The organism is Rectinema subterraneum (assembly GCA_009768935.1).
GTDB lineage: Bacteria > Spirochaetota > Spirochaetia > Treponematales > Rectinemataceae > Rectinema > Rectinema subterraneum.
The window spans coordinates 1-2,073 of sequence record WESA01000107.1 but is presented as its reverse complement, the minus strand read 5'-3'; the positions used below and the strand labels follow the sequence as shown (position 1 = coordinate 2,073).

Annotated in this window: 1 protein-coding gene; it reads right to left on the bottom strand. The window is 52.9% G+C overall.

What is annotated here, in order from left to right; genetic code table 11:
• Positions 1–93: 93 nt before the first annotated feature.
• Complete coding sequence (locus GAP13_RS12995) at positions 94–1,920, bottom strand: IS1634 family transposase (RefSeq protein WP_158908712.1); 1,827 nt, start codon at positions 1,918–1,920, stop codon at positions 94–96.
• Positions 1,921–2,073: the final 153 nt, after the last annotated feature.

Genomic DNA, 2,073 nt, shown 5'->3' with positions numbered 1-2,073 from the left:
CCCTTCTTCCGCAGTTGAAACGCCAAAAATGAACGCAAGTTATTGCTATGGAATTAATTATGCTGTTTGGTCGGAAATTTCTGATGTGTCATGTCACCTGCTCTTCGCCGTCTTCCCTCTCAGTGCTTTGAGCTCTCCCTTGGTGTAATACTTCTTGGTCAAGTCCAACTCCAACGCCTGCCCAATGGCCTCGATCACATTGTCGCAGCAGGCGTTGACGTACGTCTCATCTTCGAGCTGCACCAGCTGTGCTTTCCGCAGGCTCTCCACGATGGTTGCCACGGGAATCTTCTCACCAGTCCGCTTTTCCAGCAATCGCAACAACAAAAGAGCGACAAAGCAGCTCAAGAAGTGCGCCTCGATACTGTCCTGTCGATGTACGAAGGCAGGGCGGGCCTTAAGCTGGCTCTTGGTGATCTTGAATGATTCTTCGATTCGCCACAGTCCTCGGTACATGTCAATGATGTCCAGGTCCACAACTGGCCTGTTGAGCTCGAACAGGTTGTCTTTTGCATGCCAACGGTAAGGCTGATTGAAGGGCGCATCTCCTTCACGTACTCCTACGACATTGCTTCTAATGAGGTAGTACCCATCCAGTTCCTCCTCGCTGTCCAGAAGTTCCTGGTCAAGGGCAAAGCTGAATTCAGGATGGTCGACCTCCTTGCGGGTGTCCGGATCGAAGATTTCTTTCTTGATAAACCGGTTGCCTGCATGGTTGTTCAGCACCGTGTTCTCCCCGTACCCAGCTCTGGCCATCGCCTTTGCAATAGCCATATCCCGGTCGTGCCGAGCCTTCTTCCAATAGTCCTCGCTCCAGAACACCACCTGCCGTTCATTGATCCTGATCTGCTTCTTCCTGCCATCCGGAGTATCCACGTACAGAGTGCAAGGTACCAGTCGGCTCTTGTACTTGAAGGACCCGCCGGCGAGCTCCGTGTACCCTTCATGGTCCAGGATATACCTCCGCAGCTCAGCATCTGCCTTCCGCACTGACGAGCTGATCACGTAGCCGTTGTGCTCAAGGATGATCTGCGCGATATTCATCCCCCCCATCATGCCCTTGTCGGCTACATAGATAAGGTGCTTGGTTCCCAGGCTTTCCGCCAGATGCTGCATCATGGGCCGCATGGTGGCAACGTCGTTGGTGTTTCCTGGGAATAGCCCGTAGGTGACCGGCAGCCCCGAATTGTCCATGCACAGCCCCAGCTGCACGATCGGCTCCGGCCGATGTTCCTTGGAAACACCCCGTTTCCTGAGCTCGTCTTCCCGGTCGACCTCCCAGTAGTAGTTCGTGACATCGTAGTACAATAGGGTGGTGTCCCGGTGATATTGCCGCTGCACTTGCTCATGCAAATGCTGCACCAATGCGTCTTTGATCTGCGCGAAGAAGGGCAGTGCACGGTACACCGCATCGTCGGAGAAGTCACTGTGCTGCAGGATCCGCGTCCGATCCCGCCAGGTGGCGAGCTTCGATTCAGGGAACAGGATTCTCCCGAAGACCAGCATTTGGAAGAGGTGGTTATGGTTGAAATCAACCTTGGTATACTGTGCCTTGATGCGCAGGAAAGCGTCGATCTTGAGTTCCCGGTACAGCTGGAGCAACGGCAGTACGCCATAGTGGAAGGTACGATCCGCTTTCTCCACCGCTGCGTCCTCGGTTGCAGCGAATCCCGCGCCGAACGAGAAATGCTCATCCATCGAGAAGGTCACGGTCAGCGTCTTCAGCTGGGCCTCTTGAGTTAGCCGTTTGGCTTCCTGTCGGAAATGGGTCAGGGGGTCTGGATACGCGTCAAGAAACTCGTCCAGGTATCCGATTCTTTTGACTTTGGTCTTAACAATTTTTCCCTTTACGCGTCGTGCGGTGTAATAGAACAGCAAGGTTCTACCGGTTTTCTTCTCGAAGAGCGTCTGTACGAACATGGGGCACCTCGTGCGGGTAGTATAGCATGGGTGTGGACTATATACAACTGTATACAATATAAAATTATGAAAAAATGATGAAATAAACCAGCTATTTCACCTGATGTAAAGACTTATTGAGTTGGGCAATGTCAGGCTACTGCGGAATCATGG

Excerpts from the sequence above, each read along its gene's own strand:
- GAP13_RS12995 (WP_158908712.1), bottom strand. The coding sequence starts at position 1,920 with ATGTTCGTACAGACGCTCTTCGAGAAGAAAACCGGTAGAACCTTGCTG.